Source organism: Herbiconiux sp. L3-i23, from assembly GCF_023734115.1.
Classification (GTDB): Bacteria; Actinomycetota; Actinomycetes; order Actinomycetales; family Microbacteriaceae; genus Naasia.
This window is the reverse complement of record NZ_AP025737.1, coordinates 2,431,771-2,444,210: the sequence shown is the minus strand read 5'-3', so window position 1 is coordinate 2,444,210 and position 12,440 is coordinate 2,431,771. Positions and strand designations below refer to the sequence as shown.

15 protein-coding genes and 1 riboswitch are annotated in these 12,440 nt (G+C 68.4%); of the genes, 9 read left to right on the top strand and 6 right to left on the bottom strand.

Going from position 1 to position 12,440, the window contains the following annotated elements; all coding sequences use genetic code 11:
* Positions 1 to 772 precede the first annotated feature (772 nt).
* Together NGH83_RS11610 and NGH83_RS11605 are read left to right on the top strand one after the other, a co-directional pair.
* A complete protein-coding gene (locus NGH83_RS11610; RefSeq protein WP_251856412.1) occupies positions 773 to 3,307 on the top strand; it encodes a hypothetical protein in 2,535 nt (844 codons plus the stop codon).
* Entirely contained in the window at positions 3,304 to 3,711 is a 408-nt protein-coding gene (locus NGH83_RS11605) for a hypothetical protein (RefSeq protein WP_251856411.1), read from the top strand. The genes NGH83_RS11610 and NGH83_RS11605 overlap by 4 nt, the downstream gene beginning before the upstream one ends.
* 24 nt (positions 3,712 to 3,735) lie before the next feature.
* On the opposite strand, the gene NGH83_RS11600 is transcribed toward NGH83_RS11605, so the two are convergent.
* Positions 3,736 to 3,957, bottom strand: coding sequence for a hypothetical protein (locus NGH83_RS11600; protein ID WP_251856410.1), 222 nt, complete (start codon positions 3,955 to 3,957; stop codon positions 3,736 to 3,738).
* A 265-nt stretch (positions 3,958 to 4,222) separates the two neighbouring features.
* Here NGH83_RS11600 and NGH83_RS11595 point away from each other — a divergent pair, with 265 nt between their 5' ends.
* On the top strand, positions 4,223 to 4,774 hold the full coding sequence (locus NGH83_RS11595) for a hypothetical protein (RefSeq protein ID WP_251856409.1): 552 nt from the start codon (positions 4,223 to 4,225) through the stop codon (positions 4,772 to 4,774).
* A 122-nt stretch (positions 4,775 to 4,896) separates the two neighbouring features.
* Here the strand turns inward: NGH83_RS11595 and NGH83_RS11590 are convergent, their stop codons facing one another.
* Positions 4,897 to 5,097 (bottom strand): hypothetical protein, encoded by a 201-nt coding sequence (locus NGH83_RS11590; protein ID WP_251856408.1) that lies wholly within the window; start codon positions 5,095 to 5,097, stop codon positions 4,897 to 4,899.
* Between the two features lie 76 nt (positions 5,098 to 5,173).
* Here NGH83_RS11590 and NGH83_RS11585 point away from each other — a divergent pair, with 76 nt between their 5' ends.
* Entirely contained in the window at positions 5,174 to 5,587 is a 414-nt protein-coding gene (locus NGH83_RS11585; protein WP_251856407.1) for a pyridoxamine 5'-phosphate oxidase family protein, read from the top strand.
* Between the two features lie 22 nt (positions 5,588 to 5,609).
* Here the strand turns inward: NGH83_RS11585 and NGH83_RS11580 are convergent, their stop codons facing one another.
* Positions 5,610 to 5,951, bottom strand: coding sequence for a hypothetical protein (locus NGH83_RS11580; protein WP_251856406.1), 342 nt, complete (start codon positions 5,949 to 5,951; stop codon positions 5,610 to 5,612).
* A 186-nt stretch (positions 5,952 to 6,137) separates the two neighbouring features.
* Positions 6,138 to 6,311, bottom strand: a complete 174-nt coding sequence (locus NGH83_RS11575) for an Rv0909 family putative TA system antitoxin (protein WP_251856405.1) — start codon at positions 6,309 to 6,311, stop codon at positions 6,138 to 6,140.
* Between the two features lie 213 nt (positions 6,312 to 6,524).
* On the opposite strand from NGH83_RS11575, the gene NGH83_RS11570 reads away from it, so the two are divergent.
* The 5 genes from NGH83_RS11570 (at position 6,525) to NGH83_RS11550 (ending at position 10,525) form a co-directional block, all read left to right on the top strand.
* Positions 6,525 to 7,484 carry a hypothetical protein gene (locus NGH83_RS11570; protein ID WP_371872667.1) on the top strand — a complete coding sequence of 320 codons (960 nt, stop codon included), beginning with the start codon at positions 6,525 to 6,527 and terminating at the stop codon, positions 7,482 to 7,484.
* Positions 7,485 to 7,544: 60 nt separating this feature from the next.
* Positions 7,545 to 7,609: riboswitch (guanidine-III (ykkC-III) riboswitch) on the top strand.
* 13 nt (positions 7,610 to 7,622) lie between these two features.
* Positions 7,623 to 7,946 (top strand): multidrug efflux SMR transporter, encoded by a 324-nt coding sequence (locus tag NGH83_RS11565; protein WP_251856404.1) that lies wholly within the window; start codon positions 7,623 to 7,625, stop codon positions 7,944 to 7,946.
* A 175-nt stretch (positions 7,947 to 8,121) separates the two neighbouring features.
* Positions 8,122 to 8,514: a hypothetical protein gene (locus tag NGH83_RS11560; RefSeq protein ID WP_251856403.1), complete on the top strand. Its 393-nt coding sequence runs from the start codon at positions 8,122 to 8,124 to the stop codon at positions 8,512 to 8,514.
* Positions 8,515 to 8,521: 7 nt separating this feature from the next.
* On the top strand, positions 8,522 to 9,424 hold the full coding sequence (locus tag NGH83_RS11555) for an alpha/beta hydrolase fold domain-containing protein (RefSeq protein ID WP_251856402.1): 903 nt from the start codon (positions 8,522 to 8,524) through the stop codon (positions 9,422 to 9,424).
* Between the two features lie 90 nt (positions 9,425 to 9,514).
* Entirely contained in the window at positions 9,515 to 10,525 is a 1,011-nt protein-coding gene (locus NGH83_RS11550) for an aldo/keto reductase family protein (protein WP_251856401.1), read from the top strand.
* 58 nt (positions 10,526 to 10,583) lie between these two features.
* On the opposite strand, the gene NGH83_RS11545 is transcribed toward NGH83_RS11550, so the two are convergent.
* Together NGH83_RS11545 and NGH83_RS11540 are read right to left on the bottom strand one after the other, a co-directional pair.
* The gene (locus NGH83_RS11545; RefSeq protein ID WP_251856400.1) at positions 10,584 to 11,552 is read right to left on the bottom strand and encodes an NAD(P)-dependent alcohol dehydrogenase; all 969 of its coding nucleotides are present in this window, start codon (positions 11,550 to 11,552) and stop codon (positions 10,584 to 10,586) included.
* 59 nt (positions 11,553 to 11,611) lie between these two features.
* A complete protein-coding gene (locus tag NGH83_RS11540) occupies positions 11,612 to 12,202 on the bottom strand; it encodes a carboxymuconolactone decarboxylase family protein (RefSeq protein WP_251856399.1) in 591 nt (196 codons plus the stop codon).
* Between the last annotated feature and the right edge of the window lie 238 nt (positions 12,203 to 12,440).

The window sequence follows — 12,440 nt, the reverse complement described above, 5'->3', positions numbered from 1 at the left end:
AGGTTGACCATTACGTTCCCGGCAACGATCACCGACCGTCAAACCTTCGGGCGCTCTGCGACTGGCACCACAACCAGAAGTCCGGACGCGAAGGCGGCACAGCATCGGTCGCCGCACGCCGAGCACGTAAACCGAAGTCACCCCAGCACCCCGGACTGCTGACCACCCCCGGGGACCCCCTCCCCGGGGTGTTCTCCGGCTCGCTTCGCGTTCTGCTGCTCGCGGTGCGCGCGACTCTCCAGGTTTTTCGTCTCAGGGCCATCAGAGGCCTGCTTGGGCCGGAATTCCGCCGTTTCGGGGCCTCCTGATGGGTGCTCATGGAGCCCGAAACGCGGACGGGAATCTGGTGTGTAGCGTCGATTCCTGCGGCGCGGTGAGGAACAGCCATAACGGGCGGTTCTGCACTCGTCACCGGTACCTCTGGGAGCGGTACGGCTCGTCGGCTGATCCCGGTCTGACGACGGAGTGCCGACAGTGCGCTCAGCTCTTCACCGCGGCGCGAATTGGGGTGGTGTTCTGCAGCTCGAGCTGCAGACGTGAGTGGTGGCGCGCGCACCGCTGACGCCTCTCAGAAGCTGGCCCCTGATCGGGCAACGGATCTTCGCGGACCCGCCTGATCAGGGGCCGTTTTCGTGCCCCCGGAGCGGGTAGAATTTCGTCAGGTCCGCGAAGCCTATCTGGAAGGTTTTCACGTGACTGCTCACCACGTTCTCTCTCCCGACGCCTCCCCTGAGCAAGGCGGCGTCGGGGTCTCTGTTCGGACGGTCGACTGATGACGGCCGTCGGCGCGAAGTCCGTCGGCCGCGTCTCGATCCGGGTGCTCCCGGATAGCTCGAAGTTCCGTGAGGACCTTCAGAAGGCGCTGACCCGGGTCGAGCGCACGATGAGCGTGAAGGTGCCGGTCGACGCGAACGTCGATCGGGCGAAGGTCACGCTCAACCGGCTGGTGAAGGACTACGCCGGGAAGAAGGTCGAGCTGAACGCAGGCGTCGACACCGGTGTCGCGTCTGCTCGGATCGCGGCGGTCGCACGGCCTCGGGTGGTGCCGCTGAACGTCGAAGTGGCGAAGGCGTCGCTCGCGCGTGCGGGAACGGTGCTCGCGTCCCTGTCGGGTGCGCGTCTCGCCGGTGACGCGGTCCAACGGCTCTCGAGCTCGCTGCAGAACCTCGACCGGTCACTGCCGAGGCTCGCGGCCGCTGGCCTGGGTATCGCGTCACTCGTCTCGGTCCTGCTGTCGTCCATCGGCGGCTTGCTGACGGTCGGTGCCGGGCTGGCGTCGATTGCCGGTGCTGCTCTGGCCCTGCCGGGCATCCTCGCGGGCGCCGCGGTCGGGGCGACGGTGTTCGCGGTCGCGCTCGCCGGTGCGAAGGATCAGCTCTCGGATCTCGCGCCGGCGTTCGAGGGGCTGAAGAACCTCATCCAGGAGAACTTCTGGTCGGAGGCGCGGCAGCCCATCCTCGATCTGGTGAACGGGTTGCTCCCGCAGCTCGAGGCCGGGCTGGGGCGCACAGCGTCGGCGCTGGGGGTGTGGACGACGTCGCTGAGCAGCGGCTTCCAGCAGGCCTTCGGCGGAGGGGTCCTCGAGCGGATGATCGACCGGCTGAACGAGTCGATCCTGATCGCGTCCGGCGGTACGGCTGCGTTCGCGGGGTCGATCGGCATTCTCGGCTCGGTCGGGTCGTCCTACCTTCCCCGCCTCGCGGCGTGGGCGCGGGACCTCGCGATCGGGTTCGAGAACTGGCTCGCGATCCTCGACGACCAGGGCAGGCTCACCGGCTTCATCGACGCCGGCATCATCGCCCTCGGGCAACTCGGCGCCGTCCTCGCCAACACAGGCTCGATCCTGCAAGGGCTGTTCGTCGCAGCGGACGCAGCCGGCGGGGGTGGCCTCGCATCGCTCGCCGCCGTCCTCGGCGAGGTCGCCGAGATCGTCAACGGTCCGGCGTTTCAGGGCACCCTCACGACCCTGTTCGCGGGCGCTGCTGCTGGTGCTGCAGGGTTGGCGGCGGCGCTCGGTCCGATTGGGCAGCTGATTGGTGCGCTCGCGCCGACTCTGTCGTCGGCGTTGGCCGGGTTCGGGCAGCTCGCGGGGCTGCTCGGCGGGCTGCTCGGCGGGCAGCTCGCTGCGGCGCTGTCGTCGCCGGCGTTCACGTCTGGGTTCGGGGTGTTCCTCGGCGGCTTGCAGGCGGGCATCCAGGCGCTCCTCCCGGCTCTCCCATCCCTGGCTGGCCTGTTGGGGTCGGTGGCGCAGTTCGCGGGCGTCCTCGCGGCGACTCTCGGGCCTGTGCTGGGTTCAGTCATCACGGCCCTCGCGCCGATCGTCGGCGAGCTGCTCACCGCGCTGCAACCCCTGCTCCCGGTCCTCGGTGATGGGCTGCTCACTCTCGTGCAGGCGATCGCGCCGCTCCTCGCGGGACTCGCGCCGATTTTCGGCATCCTGGTGTCGGCTGTAGTCGGGCTGATCGGCCCCCTGGTGGGGCTCGTCACACCGCTGCTCGAGCTGCTGATGCCGCTCGTGCAGCTGATCCTGCCGCTCCTCGCAAACCTACTGACGCCGGTGATCGCACTCGTCGGCGGACTGCTGCAGGCGTTCGCGCCGCTGATCACGGCATTGATACCGCTCGTCACGTCGCTGCTGCCTCCGCTGCTGCAGATCTTCACCGCATTCGCGCCCCTGCTCGGGCTCGTCGCGCAGGTGATCGTGCAGCTGCTGACCATCGCGATCGATCCGCTCATCAAGACCATCGGCTTCCTCGTCCCCCTGATCAGCGGTGTCGCGTCCGGGCTCGCGTCGGTGCTGGTGCCGGCGATCAACATGATCACGAACGTGCTCGGCGGCCTGATCGACTTCGTCACCGGGGTCTTCTCGGGCGACTGGGATCGGGCGTGGGCGGGGATCGTGCGGGTGTTCTCGGGCATCTGGGACGGGATCGGGAACATCGCGAAGGGGGCCCTGAACGGCGTCATCGACATCGTCAACGGCCTCATCGGGTCGGTGAACGGTGTGACGGGGGCGATCGGCATTCCCGCGATTCCGAAGATTCCGAAGCTGGCGATGGGCGCCGACGTCCTGCCTACTCCTGGCGGGACTGCGGTGATCCTCGGTGAGGGCGGCCGCCGTGAGTCGGTCGTCGACTACGGCAACATGAACCGGCTCATCCAGCTGACGAGCGGGATGATCGAACGGAACCCGGGAGGCTCCCCGGCCGACATCGACGTGAACATCACCACGATGCAGAACGAGGATCCCCGAATCCTTGCCCGCGCCGTCGGCCGCGAGCTCAACAACGTGATGGCCGGCCGGTGACGGTCGACGTCGACGGGCTGCTGCGCGACCCGGTGGCGATCGCCGCGGTGTTCTGCGAACTCGTCGACGCCGACGACGGCCGCGCCCAGCAGTGGGTAACCCCCGAACTCAGCGGGCCGGAGGTGGAGGCGCTGATCCTCGGCGTCCGGGCGGTGCTGGCTGGGGGAGCGTGGCCGCTCTCGCGGGCTCGGAGAGCGACGATGGCCTCGGATGTCGCCTACGTCGTTCTGACGGCTCCTGAGGCCGCCGCTGCGGTGGTGCCGTCGGTGGCGGGGTCGTTGGTTGAGGTGCACGTGCTGTCGTTGGTGTGGCGGCCGGAGTTGGGGTGCTGGCGTGTGCACGGGGTGGGTGGGTTCGTGCATCCGGACGCGCTGCCCCGCACCTCACACGACGAAGCACCCTAGGCCCGTGGTGGCAGGAGGGCCGTTCTAGCGACCGTTGAGACCGAGGTCGAGCAGACGATCGGCATCCTTCGCGCCGAGGGTCAGCACGAGCATGACGGTGACCTCTGCGGTCTCCGTCGCGTTCACCTCGGCGGCGCTGTACTCGATGTCGACCTGAGCGATCTCGAAAGGGCCCGGGTTGAGGCCGCGCTGCTTCAGCTCGTCGATGATCGGTCCGTCGTCATACTCGCGATTGGTCGTGGCCATGGTGCGAGTGTGCTGTAGTCCGCAGCGAGTCCGCAAGAGCTACACCGCAGCGCTCGAACTGACTGGCACTCACACCAATGAGTTTCCCGTCATTCCGGGCCTCGCGGTGCCTCGCACTACCTGACGACACCCACCGGGACGTTCCGCTTCAACGTTTAGCTGCGGTGCCGCACTCGTAATCACTCACGCTTGCTTGCGCCCCTAGGTTGGGGGCGTAGCAGGGTATGTTGTCCGGTTCTATTCTGGCGCTCGGAGAAGGGGAGCCATGTCGGATAACAATTCGGTCGAAACGACCGGTGGCGACGCCGGAAGCGGTACGCCAACACCGAAGTCATCTGATCGGGTTTTTCCGAGGTGGCTATCTCTCGGGTCCTTTGTCCTGAATGGCGTTTTGTTTCTGGCGCTGGTCGGGGTCGGTATCCCGGTCCTCGCGATGATGAGCGCGCAGGCCGAGGAGGCAGCCAGCGCGAAGGCGAGTGAGCAGGCCGCGATCGCGGCGGCCGAAGAACGCAAGCGGGATTTGTTCCGAGATGCGGCGAGGTCCTGCGACTTGAGCCTCGATGACGGTGTCGAGGTGCTCGCTGGCGGAGCCGGCTTGGACGTGAACGGTGCGGCGGGCTTTTTCGGCGGCGGCGCAACATTCGCCGATCAGGAATGCCTCCTGAAAGAATTGGGAGCTCCGGCCACCGTGGCTTCTCGAATGCAGGGCACTCGAGCGCTCGATGGGACTCAAGAAGCAAGCTGGGGCGACCTGATCATTCGATGGACATATCATCCCGACGACGGATTAGATTCTGTGACTGAGTTCTCGAATTAGTCCGAGATACTCTGATATCGAGCAGCGGTTACGTCCGACGACGCACCCTTCGAGTGCACCGAGCATCAATCTTCTTGGCGAATGCGGCCCACCGACAAAAAATCCTTGAACCTTGCGCCTAGTCAAGCGCCGACGAGCAGGAGCAGGTGGTAGATCAGGTAGACCGGCCAGACGATCGCCTGCAGCAAGCCGAGGACTACCGCCCAGAAGCTTCCGTCGGATACCGAGATGAAGTAGATTGCCGCACCGATGTAGGCGAGCAGGAAGAAGAAGCCGAACTGTCCGGCTCCGCTGACATACTTCACGCGATCGCCTCGTGCCATGGTCGGCTTCCTTCCGTCGTCGTCATGATGGCGGGCGGGCATCGCTCGGGGCAACCCCGCTGCCTAGGCTCGAGTCATGTTCACCGAGTCGGACCGCACGCTGCTCACGCGCCCTTTACAGGCGCACATCACGGTCGCGCCGAAGGGGGAGAGGTGGCCGGCGCCGAGGCCCGTCTGGTTCGAGCTGACCGCCGACGAGGAGCTGCAGATCTTCTCCTTCGCAGGGACGCCCCGGGTGTCGCGGCTGCGGGAGAACCCGCGCGCGTCGATCGTCGTGGTGGCGCCGGTCGGGGAGGACGAGCACTGGGTCTCCGTCGAGGGGGAGGCCAGCATCCACACCGACGGAGCGCACGAACTCGCGCAGCGTCTCGCCGACCGCTACTACGGGGAGAACGACGAAGCGCACCGCGAGCTCGTCGACAGCTGGATGACCGAAGACCTCGTGAGGATCGTCCTGCATCCCGAGAAGGTGCAGCGGTACCGCATCTGAGAGGTACAGATGCGGGCGCTCGTCAGACGATCAAGAAGTTCGCGAACGCGGCGATCGCCACCACGCCTGTTGCGCCGGTGACAATTACGGCAGCCGTCGAGATCCGGCTCCGACCGCGGATCGCGCCACCGATCGAGAAACCGAGGGAAGCGAGGTAGAGCGGCACGACCCAGAGCAACAACTCGACTTGAAGCGAGACCGTGCGCCACATCGCATCGACCGGGTCAGGGCGTTCCGCTGCTGCGATCATCGGCACGACGGTGAGAGCGGCGACGATGAGCAAGACCATCGCGGCCCAGAGACCGAGCCCGATGAGTGCGGTCACCCGCCCGCGAGGTGGTGCCTCGAGAAGTGGCGCTGCCATGGGACGAAGCTAGCCAGCATCCACCACCCCTCACGACACCCCATTCGGGGTCCGCACGCGACAGGTGCCGCGGGTGCGCGGATCAGGAGATTGCTCACTGATCAGGACACAACCGCGGGGTGTCGTCCTGATCGGCGCGCGAACTCCTGATCCGTGCACAAACTCCTGATTGGTGTACCTCGGGTGTCAGTCGCCGAGCTTGTCGTCGGCCTTGTCTCGGGCTGAGTCGAGGTCCGCGCTGTGCTTGCCGCCGGTCGCCTTGTCGGCGGCGCCCTCGGCGCCGTCGAGGGCCTTGTCGCTCGCGCCCTCGTCTTTCATGGCGTCCTTGCCCTTGTCCGCCAGATCTCCGAGTCCTGCCATGATTTATCGTCCTCTCCGTCGTGGATGACCGATGGTGCGACGCACGCCTCCGCGGCGGATGGGCGTCGCCTGCTGTGCGCCTGGGAGAGCAGATCGACGACATCGGCAGCTCACAGGAACACTTCGGCGAACACGCAGGGTGTTCGCCTGAGGGCGCGAGAAGGTCGGGGATCGGGCGACGAGCCCAGACGTGACAGCGAAAGAAGGCGACCCATGTCCGAACCGCGCCACTCGAAGGACAACCCCGACCTGCCGGAGGCGACCCCGCCGACCGCCGCGGGCGACACCGTCTACCCCGACACTCCACGGGAGAACCCCGGCCCGAACGATCTCTCGCCGGATCCGACAGTCGCCGACCGTCGCGTCGACCCTCGCCACGACGAGAGGACCACGCCCGCCGAGCGCACCGACCTGCCGGGCGACAGCGACGCACCCGCCTCCGCCGCCACGCCGGAGAGGTCGACGACGCTTCCCCCGGCAGCCGCGCCCACCACGTCGGCGCATACCGCCGCGCCGGACACGACTCCGACGACCGCCGCTCCGGTGGCCGCGCCCGTCGCGGCGCGAGGCTCCGCGGCCGATGCAGACAACCCGACGCTCGTGACCCCCGACCGGCACGAGGTCGTCGCCCGCGAGAAGGCCGAGTTCGGCGGGTTCAAGTTCGGCTCCGCCTTCTTCGGCTGGCTCGCCGCGACCGGCATGGCCGTCCTGCTCACCGCCCTCGTCAGCGCCATCGGCGCCGGGGTGGGGCTCGGCGTGAGCGGCACCCCGCAAGAGGCCGCCGACGACGCGGCGAACAACGCCTCGACCGTCGGCATCATCGGCGCGATCGCACTCGCAGTCATCCTCTTCGTCGCCTACTACTGCGGCGGCTACGTCGCCGGCCGCATGGCGCGTTTCAGCGGCGCGAAGCAAGGCCTCGCCGTCTGGATCTGGGCGATCGTCATCGCCATCGTCGTCGCGATCATCACCGCGATCGCGGGGGCGCAGTTCGACATCCTCGGCAACCTCAACAGCTTCCCGCGCATCCCCGTCGACGAAGGGCAGATCGGTGTGGCCGGCATCATCACCCTCGTCGTAGCGCTCGTGGTCACCCTCCTCGGCGCCGTGCTCGGCGGCCTGGCGGGCATGCGATTCCACCGTCGAGTCGACAAGGTCGGGCTCGGCCGCTGACCCGGCCGAGCACCCGCCGGGGTGCACACGCTCTGCACAGAGAGGATCGCTAGAGTCGGCTCCGAGCGCTCGACCGCGCTCCCGGACGACGGATCAGTACCCGGAACGCGACAAGACTGGCCAGGAGAACAGTCAGTCATGTCATGGGTCATCCTCATCGTCTCCGGTGTGCTCGAAGCCGTCTGGGCCACCGCGCTCGGCAAGAGCGAAGGCTTCACCAAGCTCTGGCCGACCGTCATCCTCGGCGTCGCCCTCGTCGCGAGTATGGGCGGGCTCGCGCTCGCCATGCGGGACATCTCGACCGGCACCGCGTACGCGGTCTGGGTTGGCATCGGCGCGGCGCTCACCGTCGCCTACGCGATGATCTTCGGTGGCGAGCCGACCTCGATCGTCAAGGTGCTGCTGCTACTCGGGCTCGTAGGGTGCGTGGTCGGGCTGAAGCTCGTCGATACGAGTCACTGATTCATTAGTCCTCGCTTCTTCATTAGTCCTCGCTTCGCGACGGCGGCTTCGCGCGCCTCCTCAGCGAGCAGGATGATGCGAGTCGTCGCTTCGTGACGGCGGCTTCGCGCGCCTCCTCAGCGAGCAGGGGCGGCGGCTCAGCCGGCCGGGGTGATCGGTGTGCGAAGGTGGGCGCATGTTCCCCTCCGCGCGCTACCGCCGCTTCCGGCGCGACGAGCGAGCACTGCTCGACGCGCTGCTCGATTCGCAGGAGTCGGGTTTCGACCGGCTCCGCGCGCAGCTCGCGACCGCGTCGTACAAAGCGCCCTGGTTCCCCGGATCCATGAGTTTCGAGATTCACGTCGCCGACGGCCCCCGCTACGCGGCCGCCGATCCGGTACCCGAGGGCGAGGGGCTGATCGTGCGGGCCCAGCAGGTGTACCAGCCGGGCGCAGAGAAGACCGACGCGGCAGTCATCGGCAACGTGTTCCTGTGGGTCACCGACGGCATCATCACCGGCCTCGAATACGCGGCCGCAACCGACCGGCCGCCGACCTCGCTGCCCGAACCCTCCCAGCTGGGCGACTGAGCCCCCTGTGGTCGCCGTCCCCGAAGCGCTCGTTCCCGCTTACCTCCGCCTCACCCGCGCGAACCGCACCTACATCACCGCCGACGGCGCACGCCGTCGCGTCCGCGAACGCGCGCTGCGCCCCGCCTCCTACGGGCCGCCCGCCAGATTGCGGCCCGACATCCGCGTGGAGGTGGGGGAGCGGCTCGGCCGGCCCGTCTACACCATTGGTCCGACGAAGTCACCGGCTCGAGGCGGACTGGTCTACCTGCACGGCGGCGGCTGGGTCGGCGAGATCGTGCTGCAGCACTGGCAGCTCGTCGCCCAGCTCGCGGCCGAGAGCAACGTCAGCGTGAGCGTGCCGATCTACGCGCTCGTCCCCTTCGGCACCGCCGACGATGCGCTGGCACTGACGACGGCGCTGGCTCTCGACGCCGGTGAGCAACACGGACGCGTGATCCTCGCGGGCGACTCCGCCGGTGGCCAGATCGCCCTCTCCGCAGCCCAGCACCTGCGCGACCAGCACGGCGTCACCGCCGCGCTCACGACGCTCATCGCCCCCGCCCTCGATCTGAGCTGGAGCAATCCGCGGATCCCCGTCGTCCAGCCCACCGATCCGTGGCTCGGCACCCCCGGCGGGCGGGTCCTTTCAGAGCACTGGCGCGGCGAACGCGACATCCGCGACCCCGTCGTGAGTCCGCTCTTCGGCGACATGCGCGGGCTCGGACCCCTCAGCGTGTTCACGGGAAGCCGCGACGTGCTCAATCCGGATGCGCACCTCTTGCGCGAGAAAGTGGTCGACGCCGGGGGAGAGATCGCCTTTCACGAGGAGATCGGTCAGCTGCACAACTTCCCGCTGCTGCCCACGCGGATGGGCGAGCGCGGACGAGCGGAGATGGTTCGCGAGATCGTCGCGGCGCTGCCGGGGTAGGTGTCCTACGTGTCGCTTCGCTCAACGGGCGGGCGGGCGGCGGGCGTGACTCACAGGCTGCGGGGCGGGCGCGGTCGTAGCGTGGCGCCCATGGAATATCGCTACCTCGGCAACTCGGGTTTCAAGATCTCTGAGATCACCTACGGCAACTGGCTGACCCACGGATCGCAGGTCGAGAACGACACGGCGACCGAGTGCGTACGCGCAGCCCTCGACAACGGGATCACCACCTTCGACACCGCGGATGTCTACGCCAACACGGTCGCCGAGAGCGTGCTCGGCGAGGCGCTGAAGGGTGAGCGGCGGCAGTCGCTCGAGATCTTCACCAAGGTGTTCGGACCGACCGGGCCGAAGGGGCACAACGACGTCGGCCTCTCACGCAAGCACATCCTCGAGTCGATCGACGGCTCGCTCGAACGGCTGCAGACCGGCTACGTCGACCTCTACCAGGCGCACCGCTTCGACTACGAGACCCCGCTCGAAGAGACCATGCAGGCCTTCGCCGACCTCGTCCGTCAGGGCAAGGTGCTGTACGTCGGCGTCAGCGAGTGGACCGCCGAGCAGCTCCGAGCGGGCCACGCGCTCGCGAAGGACCTCGGCTTCCAGCTCATCTCGAACCAGCCGCAGTACTCGGCGCTCTGGCGGGTCATCGAGGAGGAGGTCGTGCCCACCTCGAAGGAGCTCGGCATCTCGCAGATCGTCTGGTCGCCCATCGCCCAGGGCGTGCTGACCGGCAAGTACAAGCCCGGCGGCGAGCTGCCCAGCGGCAGCCGCGCCGCCGACGACAAGGGCGGCGCGGACATGATCAAGCGGTACATGCGCGACGAGGTGCTCGAACGGGTGCAGAAGCTGCAGCCCATCGCCGAGGAGCTCGATCTGAGCCTCGCGCAGCTGGCCGTCGCCTGGGTGCTCCAGAACGACAACGTCGCCGCCGCCATCATCGGCGCCTCCCGGCCCGAACAGGTCGCCGAGAACGTCAAGGCGTCGGGAGTCACCATCCCCGCCGAGTTGCTGACGCGCATCGACGACGTGCTCGGCGACATCGTCGAGCGCGACCCGGCGAAGACGAACGACAGCTCGCCGAAGACCCGCGAAGCCTGACCTGACGCCGTCGAGCCAAGACGGCGGCGTCGAGTGACGCCGCCGTCTCGCCCGTCGTCTACTCGTCGACGAGCGTGAGCACCGACTTGCCACGGGTGTGGCCCTCGCCGATGTAAGCGAGCGCCTCACCTGCCCGCGACAGTGGGAACCGGCGGTCGATCGTCGGTGTCAGAGTGCCCTCGTCGAGCATGCCGCGGAGGGCTTGGAGGTCCGCCGCCCGTGGGCTCGAGAAGAAAGGGAGCAGACGCTGCCGTGTGAACGGCGAGAGCGCCGCAGCCGTGATGCCGCGGCTCAGCGCCCCGAGCAGCGGTCCGCCTCCCTCGCCGCCCACGAGCACGAGAGTGCCGCGCGGCGCGAGAAGTCGCCGGAGCGAGGCGAGTGACCAGTCGCCGGCCACCGCGAGCACCAGGTCCATGTCGGATACCGACCCACGCACGTCCTGACGGGAGTAGTCGAGCACCGTGTCGGCGCCGAGCGTCGCCATCCGGGCCAGGTTGCGGGTGCCGCAGACGGCGGTGACGTGCGCCCCGGCCTCTTTCGCGACCTGCACCGCGAACGATCCGACGCCGCCGCCCGCGCCGAGGATCAGCACCCGATCGCCTTCCCGTACCCGACCGGCGCCGCGCACCGCCTGCAACGCGGTCATGCCCGAGGTCGGAACCGCGGCGGCCTCCCCGAATCCGACGTGCGCCGGCTTCGTCGCGAGCAGCGCCGGACGCGCGACGACATAGTCCGCGAACGCTCTCGTCGACGTGCCGAACACGGCGTCGCCCGGCGAGAAGCGGTCATCGCCGGCGGTGCCGTCGACGACCGTTCCGGCGAAATCGAAGCCGGGGATGCGGTCGCGGGGCGGTCGCACTCCGAACGCGAGGCGAGCAGCGAGCGGGGTGCCGGTCATCAGGTGCCGGACACCGGGGTCGACTCCCGCCGCGTGCACCCGGACGAGCACCTCGCCGTCGTGCGCGACGGGGTCCGGCAGCTCGCGGAACCCCAACACCTCCGGGCCGCCGTATCCGTTCTGGACCATCGCCCGCATCATCCGCCTCCGCCTCGATCGTCCCAGATGGCGTGACGGCACGGCGGTGATCAGGGCCGCGACGGCACCGCGCCGAGCGGCTCGGTGAGCGCTTCCCACAGCTCGTCGTCGAGCCCCGGCGAGTCGTCGAGCTCGATCGCGAGCGCTTGGATCGCCCGGCTGTAGTAGTTGCGTGCGGCGGCCGCCAGGGTGATGTCCACGATCTCGCGATCCGTGAACCCGGCGTCGCGCAGACGGGCCGAGTCGTCCTCGGTCATCGCCGCGGACTCGCGGCCGGCACGTTCGGCGTACTCCATCATGGCGACCTCGGCGTCGCTCAGTCCCGCGTCGTGGTAGTCGCGGGCGATGCGGACGAGTTGCCGGTGGTCGAACAGAGGAAGTGCCTTGCGCCCGTGCGCCAGGCGGCAGTGGACCGAGCCTGTGCCGAGGGCCGCCGCGAGCGTCACGAGCTCGTACCGTCGCGGATCCATCTGCTCGCGGATCGCGGCGATGAGCTCGTCGAAGGCGGCATGCGCGCTCGGATTGAGCGAGAGCACCCTCGTGTGAGCGGCGACGAAGCCCTGGTCGCGGACATCCTCGCCGTAGAACTCGGCCACCCTGCCGGTCGCCTCGCCCTCGGGAACGGTCTCGATGATGGCCATGCTCGCCTCCGGCTCGTCGGTGGCGCCATGGTCGCACCGCCGCGCACCGCGTGCCAGGGGTTGCGCATCGCCTCCGCTCACGGGGCTCGCAGACGGTTTCATGCCGCTGCTCAGACGGCTCGCGCGAGGAACGCGGATACTTGTCAACTTGTCTCCGAGGTGCCTGAACGCGGTCCGGTCACTTTTTTGTAACCGTCTCGTAAATTTCGGACTCACAGGGCGCGACTTGTCGACAAGT

Coding starts and splice junctions, on each gene's coding strand:
- NGH83_RS11590 (WP_251856408.1), bottom strand. CDS start 5,097: ATGGCACGAGGCGATCGCGTGAAGTATGTCAGCGGAGCCGGACAGTTC.
- NGH83_RS11540 (WP_251856399.1), bottom strand. CDS start 12,202: ATGGCCATCATCGAGACCGTTCCCGAGGGCGAGGCGACCGGCAGGGTG.
- NGH83_RS11575 (WP_251856405.1), bottom strand. CDS start 6,311: ATGGCAGGACTCGGAGATCTGGCGGACAAGGGCAAGGACGCCATGAAA.
- NGH83_RS11600 (WP_251856410.1), bottom strand. CDS start 3,957: ATGGCCACGACCAATCGCGAGTATGACGACGGACCGATCATCGACGAG.
- NGH83_RS11610 (WP_251856412.1), top strand. CDS start 773: ATGACGGCCGTCGGCGCGAAGTCCGTCGGCCGCGTCTCGATCCGGGTG.
- NGH83_RS11550 (WP_251856401.1), top strand. CDS start 9,515: ATGGAATATCGCTACCTCGGCAACTCGGGTTTCAAGATCTCTGAGATC.
- NGH83_RS11595 (WP_251856409.1), top strand. CDS start 4,223: ATGTCGGATAACAATTCGGTCGAAACGACCGGTGGCGACGCCGGAAGC.
- NGH83_RS11570 (WP_371872667.1), top strand. CDS start 6,525: ATGTCCGAACCGCGCCACTCGAAGGACAACCCCGACCTGCCGGAGGCG.
- NGH83_RS11580 (WP_251856406.1), bottom strand. CDS start 5,951: ATGGCAGCGCCACTTCTCGAGGCACCACCTCGCGGGCGGGTGACCGCA.
- NGH83_RS11565 (WP_251856404.1), top strand. CDS start 7,623: ATGTCATGGGTCATCCTCATCGTCTCCGGTGTGCTCGAAGCCGTCTGG.
- NGH83_RS11545 (WP_251856400.1), bottom strand. CDS start 11,552: ATGGTCCAGAACGGATACGGCGGCCCGGAGGTGTTGGGGTTCCGCGAG.
- NGH83_RS11560 (WP_251856403.1), top strand. CDS start 8,122: ATGTTCCCCTCCGCGCGCTACCGCCGCTTCCGGCGCGACGAGCGAGCA.
- NGH83_RS11585 (WP_251856407.1), top strand. CDS start 5,174: ATGTTCACCGAGTCGGACCGCACGCTGCTCACGCGCCCTTTACAGGCG.